The sequence below is a fragment of the Salipiger marinus genome, assembly GCF_900100085.1.
Taxonomy (GTDB): Bacteria; Pseudomonadota; Alphaproteobacteria; order Rhodobacterales; family Rhodobacteraceae; genus Salipiger; species Salipiger marinus.
Genome location: NZ_FNEJ01000001.1, coordinates 311662 through 332692, shown reverse-complemented (window position 1 = coordinate 332692; position 21031 = coordinate 311662). Strand labels below are relative to the sequence as shown.

Annotated in this window: 21 protein-coding genes and 1 riboswitch; of the genes, 11 read left to right on the top strand and 10 right to left on the bottom strand. The window is 67.3% G+C overall.

All coding sequences use genetic code 11. The annotated features are described in order from the left end of the window. Positions 1-3: 3 nt before the first annotated feature. From BLR51_RS01690 to BLR51_RS01680, 3 genes are all read right to left on the bottom strand, one after another. Entirely contained in the window at positions 4-867 is an 864-nt protein-coding gene (locus BLR51_RS01690) for an ABC transporter permease (protein WP_089842788.1), read from the bottom strand. Between the two features lie 101 nt (positions 868-968). After that, a complete protein-coding gene (locus tag BLR51_RS01685) occupies positions 969-2234 on the bottom strand; it encodes an ABC transporter substrate-binding protein (protein ID WP_089842995.1) in 1266 nt (421 codons plus the stop codon). 44 nt (positions 2235-2278) lie between these two features. Beyond that, positions 2279-3262 (bottom strand): ABC transporter ATP-binding protein, encoded by a 984-nt coding sequence (locus BLR51_RS01680; RefSeq protein ID WP_089842785.1) that lies wholly within the window; start codon positions 3260-3262, stop codon positions 2279-2281. A 244-nt stretch (positions 3263-3506) separates the two neighbouring features. Here BLR51_RS01680 and BLR51_RS01675 point away from each other — a divergent pair, with 244 nt between their 5' ends. Genes BLR51_RS01675 through BLR51_RS01660 form a run of 4 tightly spaced genes read left to right on the top strand, consistent with a single transcriptional unit; the run spans position 3507 to position 7258 of the window. Continuing rightward, positions 3507-4205, top strand: coding sequence for a GntR family transcriptional regulator (locus tag BLR51_RS01675; protein ID WP_089842992.1), 699 nt, complete (start codon positions 3507-3509; stop codon positions 4203-4205). 11 nt (positions 4206-4216) lie between these two features. Then, positions 4217-5029, top strand: a complete 813-nt coding sequence (locus BLR51_RS01670; RefSeq protein WP_242656615.1) for a GNAT family N-acetyltransferase — start codon at positions 4217-4219, stop codon at positions 5027-5029. 40 nt (positions 5030-5069) lie between these two features. Next, the gene (locus BLR51_RS01665) at positions 5070-5735 is read left to right on the top strand and encodes an SDR family NAD(P)-dependent oxidoreductase (RefSeq protein WP_089842780.1); all 666 of its coding nucleotides are present in this window, start codon (positions 5070-5072) and stop codon (positions 5733-5735) included. After that, positions 5732-7258, top strand: coding sequence for a cryptochrome/photolyase family protein (locus BLR51_RS01660; RefSeq protein ID WP_089842989.1), 1527 nt, complete (start codon positions 5732-5734; stop codon positions 7256-7258). The genes BLR51_RS01665 and BLR51_RS01660 overlap by 4 nt, the downstream gene beginning before the upstream one ends. 106 nt (positions 7259-7364) lie before the next feature. Here the strand turns inward: BLR51_RS01660 and BLR51_RS01655 are convergent, their stop codons facing one another. Together BLR51_RS01655 and BLR51_RS01650 are read right to left on the bottom strand one after the other, a co-directional pair. Then, complete coding sequence (locus BLR51_RS01655) at positions 7365-7826, bottom strand: DsrE family protein (protein ID WP_089842775.1); 462 nt, start codon at positions 7824-7826, stop codon at positions 7365-7367. A gap of 82 nt (positions 7827-7908) precedes the next feature. Then, entirely contained in the window at positions 7909-9393 is a 1485-nt protein-coding gene (locus BLR51_RS01650) for an MORN repeat-containing protein (RefSeq protein WP_089842771.1), read from the bottom strand. 148 nt (positions 9394-9541) lie between these two features. On the opposite strand from BLR51_RS01650, the gene BLR51_RS01645 reads away from it, so the two are divergent. Beyond that, complete coding sequence (locus tag BLR51_RS01645; protein WP_089842768.1) at positions 9542-11176, top strand: nitrilase-related carbon-nitrogen hydrolase; 1635 nt, start codon at positions 9542-9544, stop codon at positions 11174-11176. A gap of 6 nt (positions 11177-11182) precedes the next feature. On the opposite strand, the gene BLR51_RS01640 is transcribed toward BLR51_RS01645, so the two are convergent. Beyond that, positions 11183-11572 (bottom strand): metallopeptidase family protein, encoded by a 390-nt coding sequence (locus BLR51_RS01640; protein ID WP_089842986.1) that lies wholly within the window; start codon positions 11570-11572, stop codon positions 11183-11185. A gap of 145 nt (positions 11573-11717) precedes the next feature. On the opposite strand from BLR51_RS01640, the gene BLR51_RS01635 reads away from it, so the two are divergent. After that, complete coding sequence (locus BLR51_RS01635; protein WP_089842764.1) at positions 11718-12269, top strand: 2OG-Fe(II) oxygenase; 552 nt, start codon at positions 11718-11720, stop codon at positions 12267-12269. Positions 12270-12498: 229 nt separating this feature from the next. On the opposite strand, the gene BLR51_RS01630 is transcribed toward BLR51_RS01635, so the two are convergent. Next, positions 12499-13437, bottom strand: coding sequence for an MBL fold metallo-hydrolase (locus BLR51_RS01630; RefSeq protein WP_089842760.1), 939 nt, complete (start codon positions 13435-13437; stop codon positions 12499-12501). A 210-nt stretch (positions 13438-13647) separates the two neighbouring features. Here BLR51_RS01630 and BLR51_RS01625 point away from each other — a divergent pair, with 210 nt between their 5' ends. Both BLR51_RS01625 and BLR51_RS01620 read left to right on the top strand, forming a co-directional pair. Continuing rightward, the gene (locus BLR51_RS01625; RefSeq protein ID WP_230794784.1) at positions 13648-13815 is read left to right on the top strand and encodes a hypothetical protein; all 168 of its coding nucleotides are present in this window, start codon (positions 13648-13650) and stop codon (positions 13813-13815) included. A gap of 23 nt (positions 13816-13838) precedes the next feature. Next, a complete protein-coding gene (locus BLR51_RS01620) occupies positions 13839-14825 on the top strand; it encodes a DUF6976 family protein (protein WP_311135826.1) in 987 nt (328 codons plus the stop codon). 24 nt (positions 14826-14849) lie between these two features. Here BLR51_RS01620 and BLR51_RS01615 read toward each other — a convergent pair whose 3' ends face one another. Beyond that, positions 14850-15812, bottom strand: coding sequence for a 1-phosphofructokinase family hexose kinase (locus BLR51_RS01615; RefSeq protein WP_089842749.1), 963 nt, complete (start codon positions 15810-15812; stop codon positions 14850-14852). A 99-nt stretch (positions 15813-15911) separates the two neighbouring features. Here BLR51_RS01615 and gltX point away from each other — a divergent pair, with 99 nt between their 5' ends. Continuing rightward, positions 15912-17246, top strand: a complete 1335-nt coding sequence (gene gltX, locus BLR51_RS01610) for a glutamate--tRNA ligase (RefSeq protein ID WP_089842746.1) — start codon at positions 15912-15914, stop codon at positions 17244-17246. Here gltX and BLR51_RS01605 read toward each other — a convergent pair. Both BLR51_RS01605 and BLR51_RS01600 read right to left on the bottom strand, forming a co-directional pair. Beyond that, on the bottom strand, positions 17243-18481 hold the full coding sequence (locus BLR51_RS01605; protein ID WP_089842743.1) for a DUF2254 domain-containing protein: 1239 nt from the start codon (positions 18479-18481) through the stop codon (positions 17243-17245). The two genes, gltX and BLR51_RS01605, sit on opposite strands and share 4 nt — an antisense overlap. After that, complete coding sequence (locus BLR51_RS01600) at positions 18481-19044, bottom strand: gamma-glutamylcyclotransferase family protein (RefSeq protein ID WP_089842740.1); 564 nt, start codon at positions 19042-19044, stop codon at positions 18481-18483. The genes BLR51_RS01605 and BLR51_RS01600 overlap by 1 nt, the downstream gene beginning before the upstream one ends. Before the next feature lie 121 nt (positions 19045-19165). On the opposite strand from BLR51_RS01600, the gene BLR51_RS01595 reads away from it, so the two are divergent. After that, positions 19166-19657, top strand: coding sequence for an RrF2 family transcriptional regulator (locus BLR51_RS01595; protein ID WP_089842737.1), 492 nt, complete (start codon positions 19166-19168; stop codon positions 19655-19657). Between the two features lie 6 nt (positions 19658-19663). After that, a riboswitch (glycine riboswitch) is annotated at positions 19664-19748 on the top strand. A 153-nt stretch (positions 19749-19901) separates the two neighbouring features. Further along, positions 19902-21029, top strand: a complete 1128-nt coding sequence (gcvT, locus tag BLR51_RS01590) for a glycine cleavage system aminomethyltransferase GcvT (RefSeq protein ID WP_089842734.1) — start codon at positions 19902-19904, stop codon at positions 21027-21029. Positions 21030-21031 lie beyond the last annotated feature (2 nt).

The following is a 21031-nucleotide window of genomic DNA, read 5'->3' as shown; positions in this document are numbered from 1 at the left end:
GGATCAAAGCTCCTTCCGGATGTCGACGAAGCGCAGCAGGATGCCGATGACCATCAGCACGGTGACAAGCAGCACCACCGCCGTGGCCGAGGCCGAGGGATATTGCAGTAGGGCGATGTCGTTCTGGATGAGCCGTCCGACATTGGCGGACTGGCTGCCCGACATGAAGCGCACGGTGACAAAATCGCCCATCACCAGCGTGATGACAAAGATGGTGCCGATCATGATGCCCGGCTTGCAGAGCGGGATGATGACATTGGTCAGGGTCTGAAACCCGGTGGCGCCTGCGTCATAGGCCGCCTCGATCAGCGATTTGTCGATGCGCATCATGGTGTTGAAGATCGGGACCACCATGAACAGCGTGTAAAGATGCACGAAGGCAAGGATCACCGAGAAATCGGAGTAAAGCAGCCAGTCCAGCGGTTCCTCCGTCACGCCCATGGAGATCAGCGCCGAATTGGCGAGCCCGTTGCGGCCCAGAAACGGGATCCACGAGATCATGCGGATGATGTTCGAGGTCCAGAACGGGATGGTGCACAGCAGGAACAGCGCGATCTGCCATGTCTGGCTGCGCACGTGGAAGGCAAGGAAATAGGCCACGGCAAAGCCGATGCCCAGCGTGAAGACCCAGACGATCAGCGCGTATTTGATGGTGGTGCCGAACACCCGGTAGGTGACCGGAGAGCCGAACAGGAAGTCGTAATTTTCCATCGAAAACGCGGGGATGATGGAAAATTCCGTGGCCTTCCAGAAGCTGACCACCACGATCATGGCGATGGGCAGCACCAGAAACAGGATCAGCACCAGCGACAGCGGCGAGGCCAGCAGCCAGCCGGTCAGATGTCGGGACATGTTGCCTGCGCGCATGGAACCTCCGGGGCGGCGGCGCGCCGGGGCGCGCGGATCAGGGGCCGCATCCCGGGCACAAACCGGGATGCGGCGGGTTCGTCAGGACCAAGGTGTATCGGTCAGGCCGCGACGAATTCGTTCCACTTGCGGACCATGTACTGGTTTTCGTCCATCACGGCGTTCCAGCAGGCCACGGCGCCCATGCGGTCCTGGAAGGATCCGCCGTCGCGCACCTCGCCGGGCTGGGCCATGGCGTCGCCGAAGGGGTTGGTGATGACTTCGGTGGCTTCCTTGCCCTCGAACCAGTAGCCCCATTCGTTTTCCGACATGTAGGCCTTGGAGGTTTCCGGCACGGCGGAATAATAGCCCTGCCGCATCAGGAAGCCGCCGACCCAGCCGTCGAGATACCAGTTGATGTATTCATAGGCCGCATCCAGTTCGAGCCCGGACAGGTTCTTGGACAGGCCGATCCCGCCGCCCCAGCTGCGATAGCCTTCCTTCAGCGGCTGATACACGCAGTCGATGCCGCGCGATTTCACGGCGGTGATGGCGGGGGACCACATGGACTGGATCACCACCTCGCCGGAGGCCATCAGGTTCACCGACTCGTCGAAGGTTTTCCAGAAGGCGCGGAACTGCCCTGCTTTCTTGGCCTCTGTCATGATCGCCATGGTGCGGTCGATCTCGTCGCGGGTCATGTTGCCCTTGTCGCCATAGGCGATTTCGCCCATCGCTTCGCAGACCATGGCCGCATCCATGATGCCGATGGAGGAAATGTCGAGGATCGAGGCCTTGCCCTTGAATTCCGGGTTCAGCAGTTCGGCCCAGCTTTCGATCGGGCGCCCGATCAGGTCGGGGCGGATGCCCAGCGTGTCGGCGTTGTAGATCGTGGGGATCAGGGTCATCCAGCCGGATTCCTCCTGCACGAAATCGGTGCCGCCGGGACCGGAGGTGAAGCCCACCGTATGCGGGGCGGTGCCCTGCGCGATGGTGGAGTCGGGGTTGAGCTTGCCATCGCGGAAGATGCCGACGATCTTGTCGTAATTCTTGATCTTGCTGGTATCCATCGCCTGCAGGTTGCCGGTCGGCCAGACCTTCTTGCAGATCCAGTATTCGATGTCGGCGATGTCGAAGCTGCCGGGCTGGGTGGCGGCGCGCTGGGTCACCGCGTCCGAATCAAGCGCGGTCATCTCCAGCGTGAAGCCCAGTTCCTCTTTCACCTTCTGGCCCACCTCGTTGAGGTTGGACACGCCGGTGCCGAACTGGCGCAGGGTCACGTCCTTGATGTTCTGCGCCCACAGCATCGGCGCCGGGAAGGTGCTGGCGGCGGTGGCGGCGGCGGCGCCTTTCAGCAGGCCGCGGCGGCTGAGTTTCGTGGTGGTCATGGTCATCTCCCTGATGTCGGTCTGTTTTTTAGATTATGGCCCGCTCAGGCAGAGAGCGGGTGCAGCGCCTCGTCGTCCCAGACAAGGCCCACCCCGTCGCCGGGGGATTTCGGATCGGCGTAGAACTGGTGTTCCGGCACGAAGGCGGTGATGTCCTGATCGCCGGTGGCGATCACCGTGACCGCGACATGGGTGCCCTGAAACTCCACCGAGGTGACGCGCCCGCCCAGTCTGGCGCCGGGTTCCGGGGCCAGCCGGGTCAGATCGTTGCGCAGCGCGAAATGGCCCTGCGGCAGCGCGATCACGTTATGCCCGCCCATGAACCGCGCGACAAATTCGGTGCGCGGCGCATTGAACACGTCGCGCGCGGCGCCCGCCTGTTCAATGACCGCGTTGTTCATCACCACGATCTCGTCGGCCAGCGCCAGCGCCTCGTCCTGACCATGGGTCACATGCAGGAAGGTGATGCCCAGTTCGCGCTGCAGCCGCTTCAGCTCGCCGCGCATCCGCACGCGCAGGAACGGATCCAGCGCCGAAAGCGGTTCGTCCAGCAGCAGGATCTGCGGTTCGGTGATCAGGGCGCGGGCCAGCGCCACGCGCTGCTGCTGTCCGCCCGACAGCTGCGCGGGCAGGCGTTCGGCGTATTTGGTCATGTCGACCAGCGCCAGCATGTCCATCGCGCGGGTGCGGCGGGCGGCAGCGTCCACGCCTTTCATCTTGAGGCTGAAGGCGACATTGTCGGCCACGCTCAGATGCGGGAACAGCGCGTAGCTCTGGAACATCATCGCCGTGCCGCGCTTGGCCGGGGGCAGGTGGCTGATATCGGCGCCGCCCAGCAGGATCGACCCGTCGCTGACCGTCTCGTGCCCCGCGATCATCCGCAGCGTCGAGGATTTGCCGCAGCCCGACGGACCCAGCAGGCAGGCATAGACGCCCGGCTTGAAATGGTGGTGGATGGCATGGACCGCGACCGTGTCGCCATAGCGTTTGGTCAGGCCCACCAGCTCCAGATCCAGTCCCTTGCGCATGACACCCCCTGCGTTGCTGTCCCGATCATGCGGAGGCTTTCTGGCGCCCGCAAAGCGCCGCCTGTGTCTGGCCTGTCTCCGCTCCGTGCAGCGCCTAATATTTGACCGATCCGGACGCGGAATGTGCGCTTTTTGACTTCTGATTGTATACGATCATGCGGCGCATCACATCCAACCTGCCACCTCTTGTGATTCTGCCGCCCCTGCGAAAAGACTGCCGCCAAAGGAGCAGGGCATGGGTGTCATGGCAGAACCGGGACAGGACCGACGCAGCAGGGCGCCGCGCGCGCGGTCAGTGGCCGACTCCCTGACGCTGGCCATTCACGAACACCGGCTGGCGCCGGGGCTGAAGCTGAACGAGGACGAGGTGGGCGAGATCTTCGGGGTCAGCCGCACCATCGTGCGGTCCGCCCTGCAGATGCTGGCGCATGACCAGCTGGTCAGCATCGAACCCAATCGCGGCGCCTTTGTCGCCGAACCGTCGATCCGCGAGGCCCGTGAGGTGTTCGAGGCCCGCGCCCTGCTGGAGCCGCGCACCGCACGGTCCGCTGCCGAACGGGTCACCCCCGCCGACGTGACGCTGCTGCGCCGCCATAATGACGAGGAACACGCGGCCCTGCATCGCGGGGATTACGGCACGGCGCTGCGCCTGTCGGGGCAGTTCCATCTGGAGATTGCCCGCATCGCCGATCAGGCTACCATCGCCGGGTTCATCGCGCAGCTGATCTCGCGCAGTTCGCTGGTGATCGCGCTTTATTGGCGGAGACCGAATGCCATGTGTGAAACCCATGCCCACGAAGCCCTGCTGGGGGCGCTGGCCCGCGGCGACGGCCCGCTGGCCGAAGACTTGATGAAGGGCCATCTGCTGGACCTGCTGTCGCTGCTGGATCTGCGAGAGACCCCGCCGCCGCCGCAATCCCTGCGCGAGGCGCTGAACGGATGATCCCGCGTCAGATGACCCGAACCGAGCTGGACACCGCGCTGGACTGGGCGGCGGCAGAGGGCTGGAATCCCGGGCTCGACGATGCCGAAGCCTTCTGGCAGGCCGATCCGCAGGGGTTTTTCGCGATGGAGGATCAGGGCCAGATGGTCGCCGCGATCTGCGTGGTGAACCACGATCAGGCGATGGCCTTTCTGGGGCTTTATATCTGCGAACGCAGCTATCGCGGGCGCGGCTTTGGCCATGCCCTGTGGCAGCACGCGCTGGGCCATGCCGGATCGCGCAGTGTGGCGCTGGATGGCGTGCCCGCGCAGCAGCAGAACTATGCCCGCTCGGGCTTTGCCCCGGCGGGGCGCACCGTGCGGCTGGCGGGCCCGCTGCCTGCGGGCGAGGCGACGGGCATCAGCCCCGCCCGGCTGGAGGATCGCGCCACGCTCAGCGCGCTGGAAGCCAAGGCCTGCGGCTATTTCAAGACCGCCTTCGACCAGCAGTGGTTCAGCGACACCCACAGCCGGCACACGCTGGTGCATCACGATGGCGGGGTGATCGACGGGCTTGTGACGCTGCGCGCCTGCCGCGACGGGTTCAAGGTGGGGCCGCTGGTCGCGCCCTCCACCGAGGTTGCCCGCGCGCTGCTGGCCGCCTGCGCGGAGCAGAGCGGTGGCGCGCAGGTGATGATCGACGTGCCGGATGATGCGCGGGATCTGGCCGCGCTCTGCGCCGATCTGGGGCTGCGGCAGGTGTTTTCCACCACGCGCATGTATCGCGGCGCGGCACCCCTGACCGGATCCGGCCTGCATGCCGTCGCCACGCTGGAGCTGGGCTGAGCGCGCTTGATTGCGCGCCCGCCGCTGCTAGCTTCGCGCCATGGAAAATGCACTTGTCATCGGATCAAGCGGCGGCATCGGCGCCGCGCTAGTTGCGGGCCTGAAGGGGCGCGGCGTGGCCACCACCGCGCTGTCGCGGCGCGAGCACGGGCTGGACGTGACCGACGAGGCCTCGGTGTCGCAGCATCTGGAAGCGCTGGAGGGGCCGTTCGACCTGATCCTTGTCGCCACCGGCGCGCTGGAGATCGGTGGCGCCGCCCCGGAAAAGACGCTGAAGGCGCTGGATCCGCAGGCCTATCTGGCGCAGGCCGCGCTCAATACGCTGGGGCCGATGCTGGTGCTGAAACACGGGCTGCGGCTCTTGCCCCGCGACCGGCCCGCCACCTTTGCCGCGCTGTCGGCGCGGGTGGGGTCGATCGGGGATAACGCGCTGGGCGGCTGGTATTCCTATCGCAGCGCCAAGGCCGCGCTGAACCAGATGCTGCGCACGGCCTCGGTGGAACTGGCGCGCAGCCATCGGCAGCTGGCCTGCGTGGCGCTGCATCCGGGCACCGTCGCCACGCCCTTTACCGAAGCCTATCTGGGCCGCCATCCCGCCGTGCCCCCGGCGGAGGCGGCGCAGAACCTGCTGCGGGTGATCGACGGGCTGACCCCGGCCCAGACCGGGCAGTTTTTTGACTGGCAGGGCAAGGCCGTGCCGTGGTGAGCCGCCTTGTGCTTGTCCTTGGCGACCAGCTGAGCGAGGATCTGGCGGCGCTGCGCGAGGCCGATCCCGACCGGGACGTGGTGGTGATGGCCGAGGTGGCGGCAGAGACGGGCTATGCGCCGCATCACCCCAAGAAGATCGCGCTGGTGCTGGCCGCCATGCGCAAATTCGCCGCCCGCCTGCGCGATCAGGGCTGGACGGTGCGCTACACGCAGCTGGACGATACCGAAAACGCGGGCTCCATCCCCGGCGAACTGCTGCGCCGGGCCGAAGAAACCGGGATCAGCCGCGTGCTGGCCACCGAACCCGGCGAATGGCGGCTGATCGAGGCGCTGCGCGATCTGCCGCTGGACGTGACCCTGCGCGAGGATGACCGCTTTCTGTGCTCTCACGCGCAGTTTCAGGACTGGGCGAAGGACCGCAAGAGCCTGCGCATGGAATGGTTCTACCGCGACATGCGCCGCCGCACCGGGCTGCTGATGGATGGCGACCAGCCCGAAGGCGGCACATGGAATTACGATTCCGAAAACCGCAAGCCGCCGCCCGGGGGCATCGGCCATTCCGGCCCGATGAAATTCACCCCCGACGCCACGGTGTCAGAGGTGCTGGATCTGGTCGAGGCGCGCTTTGCAGGGAATTTCGGCACGCTGCGCCCGTTCCATTTCGCCACGGATCAGGCGCAGGCCCGGCGCGCGCTGGCGCAGTTCATCCGTTATGGCCTGCCGGAATTCGGCGCCTATCAGGATGCGATGCTGGATGGCGAGCCCTTCCTGAACCACGCGCTGATCTCGCCCTATCTCAATATCGGGCTGCTGTCGCCGCTGGAGGTCTGCCGCGCCGCCGAGGCGGCCTATCGCCGGGGCGAGGCGCCGCTCAATTCGGTCGAAGGCTTCATCCGCCAGATCATCGGCTGGCGCGAATATGTGCGCGGCATCTATTTCCTCGAAGGGCCGGACTATCCCCGCCGCAATGCGCTGAACCACCAGCGCAAGCTGCCGCCGCTCTACTGGGGGGCAGAGACCAAGATGCGCTGCCTGTCGCGCGCGGTGGAACAGACCCGCGACGAGGCCTATGCCCATCACATCCAGCGGCTGATGGTCACCGGCAATTTTGGCCTGATCGCGGGCATCGACCCGGCAGAGCTGCACGAATGGTATCTGTCGGTCTATGCCGATGCCTTCGAATGGGTGGAGGCGCCGAACACCGTGGGGATGAGCCAGTTTGCCGATGGCGGCATCCTCGCGTCAAAACCCTATGTGTCCTCGGGGGCCTATATCGACCGGATGTCGGATTACTGCCGCCCCTGCGCCTACAAGGTGAAGGACAAGACCGGCCCCGAGGCCTGCCCGTTCAACCTGCTCTACTGGCATTTCCTGACCCGGCACCGCGCGCGGTTCGAACGCAACCCGCGCATGGCCAACATGTATCGCACATGGGACCGGATGAAGGCGCCGCATCGCGACACCGTGCTGGCCGAGGCCGAGGCCTTTCTGGACCGCCTCTCGGCTGGCAAGACGGTCTGAGGCTTCTTCTGACCCCAAATATCCCGGGGTGAACCGGCCCGCAGGGCCGGGAGGGGCAGAGCCCCCCGCAGGGAATAGGAGGGGCAGAGCCCCTCCGGCGCTGGTCTCAGGGCTTGATATAGGTGAAGCCCGCCATCTGCAGCTTCGACAGTTCCGCCACGCCCGAGGGCACGATGTCGTCTTCCCAGACGTCATAAAGGTCGCTGGAATAGTCGATGTCGCGCCCGGCCAGCGTGTTGTTGCAGACCACAAAGCGCACGCCCTGCGATTTCAGCCCGCCGACCACGGTCTGCAGCCCGGTATCCTCCAGCGCGGCCTGCAGCAAGCCCAGCCCGTTGCCATGCATCACCACCTGCACCTCGATGGCCTCCGCCCCCACGGCGTTGATGTGGTTCTGCACGTTCTGCAGGGCGCCGCGATAGGCGCGGTTCTCGTCTCCGCCCGACTCGTTGATGTGATAGACCACCTTCTGCGTGCCATAGCCCGCAGGCTGGGCCGTGCCACGGCTGGCGGCGGCGACAAGCGGCAGCCCGGCGCAGAGCCCGGCAAAGATGCGGCGTGAAATCATGGTGACCTCCCTGATATGTCCGGTTCCAAGACGGGCAGACTAGCCCGTTCCGGCCCGGGGGCAAAGCCCGGTGCGCGCCCGCCTAGTCCTGCGGCGTCTCTGGCGTGTCGGGCGCCGCCTCTTCGGAGCCCGCTCCCGCCTCGGCGTCCGGCTCGGCGCCCTCCACCGGGGTGGCGGTGGTCAGCACGCCATTCACCCAGTCGCCCGAGGTTTCTTCGCCGGTGGCATAGCGCATGGTGCCCTCGCCCTGACGTTTGCCATCGCGGAAGGTGCCTTCGTAGACATCGCCATTGGCATAGGTGGCGGTGCCCAGACCCTCGATTTCGCCACTGGCCCACGACCCGACATAGCGGAACCCGTCGGGCATCACGATCTCGCCCTGACCATGGCGCTGCCCGTCGCGGAAGGCGCCGGTATAGACAGTGCCGTCGGGATAGGTGGCGGTGCCCTGACCGTGGCGTTCGTTGTCCTGCCATTCGCCGTCATAGCGGTAGCCGTCGGGATAGGTCATGACACCCTGCCCGTGATTGCGGGCGTTGCGAAAGCTGCCCTCATAGACCAGCCCGTTGGCATAGCGCGCGGTGCCGCGCCCCTCGATCACGCCATCGACCCAGTCGCCCTCATAGGTGGAGCCGTCGGGATAGGTGATCTTGCCGGTGCCGTTGGGCAGGACATTGGCAAAGCTGCCGGTATAGACCGAACCGTCGGGATAGGTCACCGTGCCTTCGCCCTCGATCTGGCCCGCGACCCAGTTGCCGTCGTAGACATAGCCATCGGCGCCCCGGAAGGTGCCGCTGCCCTGCCGCTGGTCATTGTCGAAGCTGCCTTCGTAGCTGTCACCATTGGCATAGGTGACCCGGCCCTGACCTTCGCGGCGGCCATCCACCAGATCGCCCTCGTAGATGTCGCCATTGGGCTGGGTCAGCTTGCCCACGCCGTCGATCTGGCCGCCGCGCCACATGCCTTCGTAGACCAGCCCGTCGGGCATGGTCAGCGTGCCCCGGCCATCGCGCAGGCCATTGGCCACCCGGCCCTCATAGACCGAGCCGTCGGGATAGGTGATGACGGCATTGCCTTCCTTGACGCCGTTGACCCAGTCGCCGTCATATTCATAGCCGTTGGGGCCGGTCATCGTGCCGCGCCCGTGATGCAGCGCGTTGCGGAACGCGCCTTCGTAGCGCATGCCGTTGGCATATTGCATCACGCCGCTGCCGGTGATCTTGCCGTCGAGCCAGCTGCCGTCATAGGTGCCGCCATCGGCAAAGACGATGCGGCCGGTGCCCTCGGGCTTGCCCTTGGCAAAATCGCCCTCATAGACCGAACCGTTGGGAAAGCGGGCCGTGCCCCGGCCCCGGATCTCGCCCTCGACCCAGTCGCCGTCATATTCATAACCGTTGGGCAGCCGGTAGGTGCCGGTGCCGTGCTGCAGCCCGTCCTGAAAGCTGCCCTCGTAGACGCCGCCATCGTCATATTGCTTGGTGACGATCTCGCCGTCCTGCGCGGCCAGCGTCGTGGCCAAGGCAAGTGCTGTGGCCAGCGGGAGGATCGTTCTGCCTGCGATCTTCATGCGCGTTCCTTGCCATATGCCTCTGGAGTTTGCACCGGAACGTAAACAACCGCCTCTTTGCTGACAATCTCTTTTGCCCGCCGCTGCTTTTCCTCCGGCGCCGTTCTGCTATGTCGGCACGCGGAAGTGACCAGAAGGACCAGCGCCGATGGCCGACCGTTTCCGCCTGACCATGGCGCAGCTCAACCCCATCACGGGCGATCTGGCGGGCAATGCCGCCCGGGCGCGCAGCGCGTGGCAGCAGGGCCGCGCGGCGGGCGCCCAGCTGGTGGCGCTGCCGCAACTCTTCCTTTCGGGCGGGAATGCGCAGGATCTGCTGCGCAGCCCCGCCTTCACGCAGGCCTGCATGGACACGGCCCGGCAACTTGCCGCCGACTGCGCGGAGGGCCCGGCGCTGGCCATGGGCTGCCCGTGGATCGACGGCCCCCGGCGATATGACGCCTATCTTGTCTGTTCCGGCGGGCGCGTCACCGCCTCTGTCTTCCGGCATCACCTCGGGCCGTCCGAGGACAGCCGCCACTTTGACAGCGGCCCCATCGGCGGCCCCTACGCGCTGGGCACGCTGCGTCTGGGCTCGCCCATCGGGCAGGATGCATGGGAGGAGGATGTGGCCGAAACCCTCGCCGAAACCGGGGCAGAGCTGTTGCTGGTGCCCGATGCCGCGCCCTATCAGCGGGGCGGGCAGGACATCCGGCTTGCCCATATGGTGGCCCGCGGCATCGAAACCGGGCTGCCGCTGGTCTATCTTAACATGGTGGGCGGTCAGGACGACCAGATCTTCGAAGGCGGATCCTTCGTGCTCAACCCCGGCGGGCAGGCGGTGCTGCAGCTGCCGGTCTTCGAGGAAGCCGTGGCCCATCTGGATCTGTTCCGAAGCCCCGAAGGCTGGCGCGCGGCGGAGGGCGTGTTCGTGCCGCGTCCCGACGATCTGGAGCAGGACTATCACGCCATGGTGCTGGCGCTGCGCGATCACTGCCGCAAGACCGGCCAAGACCGCGTGCTGCTGGGCCTGTCGGGGGAGGCGGGGTCCGCGCTGGCGGTCAGCATCGCGGTGGATGCGCTGGGCGCGGAGCAGGTGCGCTGCGTCCTGCTGCCGTCAGAGCATAGCCCCGCCGCCGCGCTTGAGGAGGCCGGGGCCTGCGCAGGGGCGCTGGGCTGCCGCTGCGATGTCCTGCCCGTGGACGGGGCGCAGGCCGCGCTGACCGCCACGCTTGCGCCGCTCTTGGGCAGCGCCGGGCCCGGTCTGGCCGGGGAGTCCCTGCAGCCCCGCCTGCGCGCGCTGCTGCTGGGGGCGCTGTCGACCGGGTTCGGCGAGAGGCTGCTGACCCCCTGCAGCAAGACCGCGCTGGCGATTGGCGAGGCGACCGCCCATGGCGCCGTGGCGGGCGGCTACAACCCGATCAAGGATCTGTATCAGACCCGGATCTTCGACATCTGCCGCTGGCGCAACGCGCAGCACCGGCCGTGGATGAGCGGGCCGGATCATGCCCCCATCCCGGTGGGGCTGCTCGCCGCCCCACGCGCAGCCCAGACCGGCCACCATGCCCTGCCCGAAGGCCCGGTGCTGGACGGCATCCTGCAGATCCTTGTCGACCGGGACGGCTCCGTCGCCGACTGCGTGGCGGCGGGTTTTGACCGCGCCGGGGCGTTGCAGGTGGCGGATCTGCTGCATCGGGGTGAAGGCGGGCGCGCCCTCACCCCGCCGGGGGCGCGGCTGTCACCCCGGGCCTTCGGCAAGGACCGCCGCTATCCCATCGCCCACCGCTGGCGCGATCCGGGCTAAGCGGCGCTATTCCCACCAGCGGTCGATGGTGGCGATGTCATCGTCGGACCAGCCGAAATGATGCGCAAATTCATGCACCGTGACATGGGCCACCAGATCCTCCAGCGTCACGTCGCCCCGGTCGCGCCATTCCTGCAGGATCGGTTCGCGGAAGATCCAGACCGTGTCCGGATAGGGGGCGGGCCAGCTTGGCGATTTTTCGGTCATCGGGATGCCATCGTACAACCCGGTCAGATCCAGCGGATCGTCGATCTCCATCTCGCGCAGGATCTCGGCGGGCGGCCAGTCCTCGACGCGCAGCACCACGTCGCGCGCCGCAGCGCGGAAGGGGTCGGGCAGGGTGTCGAGCGTGGCGCGGGCCATGCCCTCGAAGGCGGCAAGATCTGGGTCTGACATGCCTGCCATATGGCGTGGCGGGGCGGCTCAGGGAAGGGGCGCGTTCACGAAAAGGAGATGTCGGTTTCCGCAGATTCTGTCGCAAATGGCGCAGCGCCCCGGCGGGCAGGGGGCTAGCTCCGCCCTCCTGACAGGAGCCCGTCCCATGATCACCGTCCACAGCATTCCCGACGCCTTTTCCGAAACCGACTGCAGCCGCCTGATCGAGATCGCCCGCGGGGCAGAGGCCTCCGACGCCCGGCTGGTCGGCCAGCAGCGCGCCCATAACCTGCGCCGCGCCGATCTGGTCTGGCTGGACGACGTGCCAGAGACCGGCTGGGTGATGGACCGGATCATCGATCTGGTGCGGCAGGCCAACCGCGACACCTATGGCTTCGATCTGGACGCGTTCGACGAAAGCGCGCAGGTCGCCCGCTATGGCGCCGAACGCGAGGGCCATTTCGACTGGCATTCCGATGTGGGCGAAGGGCGGCTTGCCTCCCGGCGCAAGCTGACCATGGTGGTGCAGCTGTCGGAACCCGACGCTTACGAGGGCGGCGGGCTGGAGGTGATGCCGTCGAACCATGTGGTGACGGCGGTGCGCAGCCGCGGGCAGGCGACGCTGTTCCCGTCCTACCTGCTGCACCGGGTCACGCCGGTGACCGGGGGCGAGCGCTTCTCCCTCACCATCTGGGCCCATGGTCCGGCGTTTCGCTGACCCTGTGCCAAGGGGGTGACGGGGGCGGCGGCGGCCCGCAGGGCCGCCGCCGCCCCCGCCCGGCGACGCGCCTTCGGCGCGGCGCCATACCTCCCCTGTCAGGCCGGATGGGCTTGCGGTGCAGGACCAGAGCCTGCGCGCCAGACCGGGCGACGCGCCGAAGGCGCGGCGCAAACCCTCACCCTTCCCCGCCGCGGGTCAGGCCCGCAGCCGCGCCTCGGCTCCGGGCTCAGTCCATCAGCAGCTGGTAGCTGTGGGGCACATAGTGGAAGCCGTTGCCTGCCGTCTCCACATAGCCCAAGGCAGGGAAGGGCATGTGATAGCCAATGAAGGGCATCTGCTCCGCCGCCAGCATGTCCAGCACCCGGCGCCGCGACGCGGCGGCCTGCGCCTTGTCCATGTCGAACCGCACCTCCCAGTCGGGATGGGCCAGCGACCACACGTAATGGTTGGCCAGATCCGCGATCAGCATCATCTGCTGCCCGCCGCTTTCCAGCCGGAAGCCCATATGGCCCGGCGTATGCCCCGGCGCCGCCACGGCGGTGATCCCCGAGGTCACGCTGCCCTCGTCCTCCAGAAAGCTGAACTGCTCGGCAAAGGGTTTCACCTTGCCGACAAAGCCTTCGTTGTCCGTGCCCGCCCAATGGTCGTATTCCGCCTGCCCGGTCACCAGCGCGGCATTGGGGAAGGTCAGGGCGCTGCCATCGGAGAGCCCGCCGATATGGTCGCCATGCATATGGGTCAGCACCACCTGCGTGACATCGCCGGGCGCATAGCCCGCCGCTTCCACTGCGGCGGTGATGCCAGCAGGATCGAGCCCGGTGTCGAACAGCACCAGATCCGATCCGGTATTGACCAGCGTCGGCGTGAAGAAGAACTGCGCCTTGTCGGTGGGCAGATGCGCCGCCTCCGACACTTCGGCAAATTCCTCGTCGCTGACATTCAGGCCGAAGGTGCCATGCGGATCGGGCACGGTGCGGGTGCCTGCCATCATCGCGGTGACCTCGAACTCGCCAAGCGTGACGCGGTAGACCCGCGGCACCTGCGCGCCCTGTGCGGCGGCCTGCGCCTGCGCGGAACCGGCGCTGGCGGCCAGCGTGGCGCCAAAGGGCAGGGCGGCAGCCCCGGACAGGGCGGTGCGGCGGGTGATCTTGTGGTTCTGGAACATGGGTATCCTCTCTGAAGCGGCGGGCGGTCTGCGCCACCCTGCGGCGAACCTATCGCGGTTGCGTGACAGGACCAGAGCCCGCAGCGCCCGAGGTCATCAAATCTGCGTTTTGCGAGATATTAGGGAATCGCCTTTAAGCCTCTGCCAATCGCAGAGGAGGAGATTTTGATGATTCCAGATGTGTCCAACCCCTGCTGGAAGCGGGTTCTCATGTCCGAGACCGAGCTTGCCGGCGGCATTCTGGCCACCAAGATCCTGCTGACCCGGCTTCGCCGCGAGGTGAAGGCCAAGCCGCAGGACTTGCCCGGAAAGATTGCCGAACTGCAGGCATATTTCCAGAAAAACAGCTTCGCCGCCAAAGACATCGCTCTGTTCTGAAAGGCTTTTGCATGAAAAATTCCATGATGACCCCCGCAGAGGCCGCAGCCCGGATCGACGCGGGGGCGGTGCTTGTGATCGCGGGATCCGAAGAGGCGCTGTCGCATCTGCCGAAGGGGCGCTGGATCGGTGGCACCTCGGTCTACTTCATGACCGAAACCGGCGGGCGCATCGACAGGGAGAACCTGTTTGTCACCGAACTCGACGCGGCGCAGGAAGCCCGGCCGGTGCATTACCAGGGCGAGGATCTGCCCAGCCTGACCATGGGCCGGTATGACAACGGGCTTTCGGTGATCCTGCTGCCCGCCTTCAGCAAGGCGCATGAGGAGTTCGCCCTGCATGGCGCGGAATATCCCGGCCTGTTCGACCAGCCGGTGATGGGCTGGGTGACCGGCGTGCATCTTGATGATCTGGGGCGGGTCACGCCAAAGGTCTTCGACGGCAGCCGCGGACTGGTTTTTGAAGATGGGGCCATGGTGCTGCATGTCGCGCTGCGTGCGGACCGCGTGGCCGACATCGACATCCTGAACCTGTTCGAACAGGATATGGACGGACAGGAGATCACCTTCTCCGAGAGCGGCTTCAAGGTCCGGATGGCGCATGTCGACGGGGCCGAGGTCGATTTTGCCGACTGGGTCACGGCGCAGGGGCTGGATACCCGCCTGCCGCTGGTGGCCAATTATGCCGGCGCGCTGGTCAATGCCTCGTTCCAGTCGGTCACGCCCGGTGAGGGTGTTGCGTTTTATGCGCCGGTGGTCGCGGGCACCAGCTACCGGATCGCGCGCAGCCCCGGGGATTACGCCACCATCTTCGCCGAGCGGGCAAAGGGCGACGGGCGGCAGGAGCTGTCCTGCAACTGCATCCTCAACTTCCTGTATGGCGAGATGGAATCGAAAAGCACGGGCAGCTTCACCGGACCCGCAACCTTTGGCGAAATCGCCTATATCCTGCTGAACCAGACCATGGTCCGGTTGCAGCTGCATGCGGCGCAGGCGGCGGCAGTCGCCTGAGCCCTGCGCCATAGCCCCTTCCGGCTAGCCGGAGGGGGATGTGATCCGGCTGGCGCCGCAGCCCGGCAGCATGTCCAGCACCATGTCCCGGGTGCAGAGCTGGGTTCCGGGCGTGGTGCAGGTGGCACTGGCGGCAGCGGCACCCAGCGCCAGCGCCTCTGGCGCGGGCCGCCCTTCGGCGAGACCAAAGGCGAAGGCGCCGACAAAGCTGTCGCCTGCCCCCACCGCCGACAGCACGGTGACATTGGCGGCGTCGACCTGCCACAGCCCGTCTGGCCCCGCCATCACCGACCCGTCGGGGCCGCGCGCCACGATCACCCGCTCCGCCGCGCCACGTGCCACAAGCTCGGCGGCAAACCCGGCGGAGTCCGCCCGGCTGACCAGATCCCGGCCCGCAAGCTCTTCGGCCTCGGCGCTGTCCATGCGCAGCACGGCGGGGGCGGGATCGGTGCCCTGCGCCAGTCGCGCCAGCACCGGGCCGGAGGTGTCGACGATGATCCGCGCGCCGCGCTCTGCCAGCGCGGCGCAGAGCCGGGTGGGAAACTCCACCGGCACGCCGGGGGGCTGGCTGCCGCTGAGCACCACGATGCCGCCCGGGGGAACGGCGCAGGCGATGGCGCGCAGCGCCTCGTCCACGTCGTTTGGCGTCCAGTCCGGGCCGGGCATGACGAAGCGGAACTGCCCGCCTGTGGCGCGGTCATGCACGGCAAGGCTTTCCCGCGTCTCGCCGGGGGACTGCATCCGCACCATGGGCAGGCCCAGATCCTCCAGCGCTGCGGCCAGCCGCTCGCCGGTGGGGCCGCCAAGGGCGACAAAGGCGCGGGCGCTGCCGCCCAGTTCGGCGGCGACGCGGGCCACATTGATGCCACCGCCGCCGGGATCGGCGGCCACGGGGTCGCAGCGCAGTTTCAGCCCCGGCACCACGCGGTCGGTGGTGGTGGACAGATCCAGCGCGGGGTTCAGCGTGATGGTCAGGATGTCGGTCATGGGCGCAGCATCGCACCCCCGCCGCGCCACGCCAAGAGCCCGCGAACTGGACAAACCGCCGCGCTTGTGAAATGGCCATCGCACCTGCAGGAGGCTCTGATGACCACCACCCGTTTCGCTCCGTCGCCCACTGGCCACATCCATGTGGGCAACCTCCGCACCGCGCTGTTCAACTACCTGATCGCGCGCAAGTCCGGCGGCACCTTCATCCTGCGCATCGACGACACCGATGCCGAGCGCAGCAAGGAAGAATATGTCGACGGCATCAAGCGCGACCTTGAATGGCTGGGCCTGCACTGGGACAAGACCGAACGGCAGAGCGCGCGGCTGGACCGCTATCACGCCGCCGCCGACGACCTGCGCGGCATGGGCCGGTTCTATGAGGCGTTCGAGACGCCGGTGGAGCTGGATCTGAAGCGCAAGAAGCAGCTGAACATGGGCAAGCCGCCGGTCTATGACCGCGCCGCGCTGGCGCTGTCCGAGGCGGACAAGGACAAGCTGCGCGCCGAACGCGGCGCGGGTGTCTGGCGGTTCAAGCTGGACCAGCAGCGCATCGACTGGACCGATGGTATCCTTGGCCCGATTTCCATCGATGCGGCTTCGGTGTCGGATCCGGTGCTGATCCGGGGCGACGGGCAGATCCTTTATACGCTGGCTTCGGTGGTCGATGACATGGACATGGGGGTCACCCATATCGTGCGCGGCTCCGACCATGTGACCAACACCGCTACGCAGATCCAGATCATCGAGGCGCTGGGGGGCACCGCCCCCGGCTTTGCGCATCACTCGCTGCTGACCGGGCCGCAGGGCGAATCGCTGTCGAAACGGCTGGGCGTGCTGTCGATCCGCGACCTGCGCGAGGCGGGGATCGAACCCGAGGCGCTGCTGAGCCTGATGGCGCGGCTGGGGTCGAACCAGCCGGTGGAGCTGCGCCTGTCGCTGGACGAGATCGCCGACGGGTTCGAGCTGTCGCAGTTCGGCGCCGCCCCCACCAAGTTCGACGTGCAGGATCTGTATCCGCTGACCGCCCGCAAGCTGCACCAGCTGCCGCTCGAGGCCATTGCGGACGAGATCGCGGCGCTGGGGGTTCCTGCCGACAAGGCCGATCTGTTCTGGACCGTCACGCGCGAAAACATCCAGACCCGCAAGGATCTGGCGGGCTGGTGGCAGCTTTTCTCCGAAGGGGCGGAGCCGCTGATCGCCGACGAGGATCTCGCCTTCGTGGCCGAAGCCATGACGCTGCTGCCCGAGGGCCCGTTCACCCGCGACACATGGGGCGAATGGACTCAGGCGGTGAAGGCGCAGACCGGGCGCAAGGGCAAGGGGCTGTTCATGCCGCTGCGCCGGGCGCTGACCGGGCTCGATCGGGGCCCGGAAATGGCCGATGTGATGCCGCTGCTGCAGACCATCCCGGCGCGGAACGTGACCTCCTAGGCCGAGTCCGCCGCCTTGCGCTGCAGCCAGTGGCGGTCGGCCTCGACCGTCAGGGCGGCATCGGCATGGGCCAGCATATACTCGCGGGTGCGGGCGGCGGCTTCGGCCAGCGCGGGCCAGCCCGATCCGCGCAGCACCACCATGGCCTCCAGCACGCTGGCCACCAGTTCCGGCTGCGATGCCCCGGCGCGGATCAGCGAATCGAACCCGTCCTGCAGCAGGTCGGAAGGATCCAGCGTGACCATCTGCACATGCGGAAACTCCGCCACCGCCGTGCGCGAGGGGGAAAGGCTGGCCAGCATCCGGGTCAGCCGCCGCACCACCTCGATCGCGGTGCCGGGATCGTTGATGCCGGGGGAGAGCGCGCGCAGTCCGATCTCGTTCATCACGGTCAGCCCGTAGCGTGCATCCTGTTCCATGGTGCGCTGCGCGCCGATGGTGAAACAGCCCGCCAGCTGCTCCGGATCGGCATTGCCGCCGGAAACCCAGCCCAGCGTCGCGCCGTCGATCAGATGCGTGCCGGGGGTGGCGGTGATCAGCAGCACCGCCTGCGCCTTGTCCAGACATTCTTCCAGTCGCGACATGTCGATATACTGCACATGACCGCCTGCGGGGGCGGGCAGGGCGCGGGCATGGTCGGGGGGTGTCGTGCCCGCAGGCACCGCGGTCGCCCCCAGCACCGGGCGTTCCATCAGGTTGCGCAGCGGCGGCATCGCGCCCGCCTGCACCCGTTCCAGCGTGTTGTCCATGCTGCCCAGCCGGGACAGATGGTCGATCCAGCGCAGGATGGCGAGGATGATCGCCGCGATCCACAGCACCGTCAGCCCGAAGATCACGACGCTGGTGGCTTCGGAAAAGAATTCGGCGCGGAACAGCACCAGCGCCGTCAGCGAGAACAGGAAAGCCCCGGTAAAGGTGGCCAGCGTCGTCTGCGTGGTGCTGTCCGACAGGTGCAGCCGGTAGGCGCGCGGCGTGGCCTGACTGGCGGCGCCGCGAAAGGCGTTGACCATGACCGACAGCGAAAAGGTCGTCACCGTCAGCATGGAGGTGGCAAGGATGTTGAGGATCGGCAGCAGCGCCTCGGCGCCGAAGCGGTCTTTCCAGCTGTCGGGGATCAGCGTGTCAAACAGCGGCGCCACCGCCACGGCGATCAGCGCCAGCACGGATCCCGCCAGCACGCGCACGCCCAGCTTCTGCGACAGCCGCTTCAGCATCAGGATCGGGCGCGACAGCATCAGGCGGTGATCCTTGCGCCAAGCCGGACCAGCGCATCATCGACAAAGGCGCGCTCCTCGGCGGTCAGGGTCTGGGCGCGGGGATAGACGGGCTGCGCACGGTCATCCAGAACCGGCGTGGCCCAGCCGGTGGTGGTGTCCAGAAACCGCTCCGCCCCGGCGGGGCCGTATTCCCGCAGATAGCCCTGCAGCACCACATCCAGATAGCTGAGCAGCAGGGGATGCCCGGCATCGGGCGGCAGGATCAGCGCCGGATCCACGGCATAGATCGCCAGCTGCGCCACGCCGTCACAGGCATGGCTGACGCAGGGCAGCGCGTCGCGGCGCAGATAGGCAGCCTCGCGCAGGTCGAGCAGCGCCCAGCCTTCGGGGGGCACGGGGGCGATCAGGCCTTCGATTTCGGAATCCGGATCCGGCACCACGGTCAGGATCGCCAGCGGGCGGTCCGCCATCCGCGCCCAAGTCCGCCGCCAGCCGGTGGCGCGGGCGGTGTGGCAGGGCGCATAGCCATGGGTGTTGCGGTTCACCAAGGATCCGTAGCCGAAAAAGTAAGCCTCGCTCATGCCGTCTGCGTCCTGTCTGCCCGTCCGGGGCCGTTGTCTGGCCTGTGATTGATGCAAGTCAAATCGCTGTTTCCTGCAGGCTGTATGTATTTCCCTGTAACCCGATTGCGAGGATTCCGCCGTGCGCGTCACCAAGAGAACCAATATCGCGGTCCGCGTGCTGATGCACTGCGCCGCCAACACGGGCCGCCTCGTGACCAAAGCGGAAATCGCCCATCGCTGCAATGCGTCGGAAAACCATCTGGCGCAGATCATCAACCAGCTGGCGCAGCTGGGCTTTCTGGCCACACATCGCGGCCGCCGGGGCGGTCTGGAACTGGCGCGGCCCGCGTCGCAGATCCGCATCGGCGAGGTGTTCCGCCTGCTGGAGGCGCCGGTGCCTCTGGCGGAATGTTTTGCCGATGTGGACAACACCTGCCCGCTGACCGACGCCTGTCGGCTGCGGGTGGCGCTGAGCGATGCCGCGCAGGCCTTTTACGCCACGCTGGATCCGGTCACTCTGGATGCGCTGGTCTGCGACAATGCCGCTTTGATGGACATTCTCGCGCCTGCGGGCGCCTGCCGCGCCTTCCGCCGCCCGACCGATCTTGCAGAGCTGCGGCAACTGTCGTAGCGTTTGGCCACTGCGATGGGAGAACCGGCTTGCCGGTGCCGAAGGAGCAACCGCCCCGGAAACTCTCAGGCTCAAGGACCTTCGCGGGACCAAAAACTCTGGAGAGTGGCGCGCAGGCGCCCGCCGAAGGGATAACGATCTCAGGCTGACGGACAGAGGGGGCATTTCAGGCGCGGGGATGGTCCCTGCGCGGGAAATGTCCGGGGGGCAGACTGCCGCATCCGGGCCAGAGGATGTGGAGCGCATGGAGACTCTTGACCGCACGCCCCTGCACGGCCTGCACCTTGATCTGGGTGCAAAGATGGTGGGCTTTGCTGGCTATGACATGCCGGTGCAGTACCGCCTTGGCGTGCTGAAGGAACATCTGCACACCCGCGCCGCAGCGGGCCTGTTCGATGTAAGCCATATGGGGCAGGTGATCCTTGACGGCGCCGCCCCGGAACAGCTGGCGCTTGCGCTGGAAACGCTGGTGCCCGTGGATGTGGCCGGGCTGAAAGAGGGCCGCCAGCGCTACGCACTTTTCACCAATGACGCGGGCGGCATCGAGGATGACCTGATGATCGCCAATCGCGGCGACCATCTGTTTCTTGTGGTCAACGCCGCCTGCAAGGGCGCGGACATCGCCCGGCTGCGCGCCGGGCTGGAACCGCAGGGCGTGACCGTGCGCCCGCTGACCGACCGCGCGCTGCTGGCGCTGCAGGGCCCCGAGGCCGAGGCCGTGCTGGCCCGGCTCAACCCCGCCGTGCGCGACATGCGCTTCATGGATGTGGCAACGGTCGATCTGCTGGGGGCGGAGTGCTGGATTTCCCGCTCCGGCTATACCGGCGAGGACGGGTTCGAGATTTCGGTGCCCGAGGCCGCGGCAGCCGATCTGGCCCGCGCCCTGCTTAAGGCGCCGGAGGTGGAGCCCATTGGCCTTGGCGCGCGCGATTCGCTGCGGCTGGAGGCGGGGCTGTGCCTTTATGGCCATGACATCGACAGCACCACGTCCCCCGCCGAGGCGGGGCTGGGCTGGGCCATCCAGAAGCTGCGCCGCGCGGGCGGCGCCCGGGAGGGCGGATTTCCCGGCGCCGACCGCATCCTGACCGAGCTTGCGCAGGGGGCACAGCGCCGCCGCGTCGGCCTGCGCCCCGAGGGCCGGGCGCCGATGCGCGAAGGTGTGACGCTTTACGCCGAGGCCGAAGGCGGCGCGGCACTGGGGCAGGTCACCTCTGGCGGGTTCGGGCCCAGCACCGGCACGCCCATTGCCATGGGTTACGTGGATGCCGCGTATTCCACACCGGGCACCATGGTTTATGGTGAGTTGCGCGGCAAGCGACTGCCGGTCGAAGTGGTGGTGATGCCCTTCGTGACACAGACTTACAAACGCTGAGA